Raw genomic sequence first — 690 nt, 5'->3', positions numbered from 1 at the left:
TGTCTTTCACTTTCCGCGCAACCCTGGCCATCAGCACGTCGTGGTTCACCCGGTCAAAGAACGCATCCAGGTCAACCTCAACCACCCACCGATACCCCTGTGAAATCACCGTCCTGGCGACGTTCACCGCATCGTGGGCGCTTCTGCCCGGCCGGAACCCATAGGAGACCGGCACGAACCCCGGATCAAAGACCGGAGACAGGACTTGCGCGACTGCCTGCTGGATCAAACGATCCAGCACGGACGGCACTCCAAGCTTCCGTTGCCCGCCGTCAGATTTGGGAATCATCACCTGACGAACCGGGCCCGGAGCATAAGTACCCGCGTCCAGCGCCTCCCGCGTTTCTGTCCAATGCCTCAAGCACCACGCACGGAGTTCCTCCGTGCGCAGCCCGTCAGCACCGGCAGCACCCCGGTTACGCTCAACACGTTTCAACGCGATCATCAGATTCCGCCGGGAGAATACTTCCTCCCACAAATCTGATCCATCCCTGATGTTCTCCCCGATACCCGCCGGGTCCTCACTACGCACAGAAAGGGGCCATCCCGGATTCACCGTTCGCTCCTTCACTCTCTGTCCCACCACTCCCGTGGGTTGGCTGCGATTCTTGTGGAACACACGAGAAGCACCGCTTCAAACCATCAATTCCCAGCGTTCAGCCCTTCCCGGCAACCATGAAGATTCCCGCC

General features: G+C 60.1%; 1 protein-coding gene. It reads right to left on the bottom strand.

What is annotated here, in order from left to right:
* Window positions 1-571: reverse transcriptase domain-containing protein (locus M8J71_RS22620; RefSeq protein ID WP_256250113.1), on the bottom strand; the 571-nt coding region annotated here is incomplete at its 3' end.
* Window positions 572-690 lie beyond the last annotated feature (119 nt).

The organism is Pseudarthrobacter sp. R1, assembly GCF_024494415.1.
Classification (GTDB): Bacteria; Actinomycetota; Actinomycetes; order Actinomycetales; family Micrococcaceae; genus Arthrobacter.
This window is presented reverse-complemented; position numbering and strand designations above follow the sequence as displayed.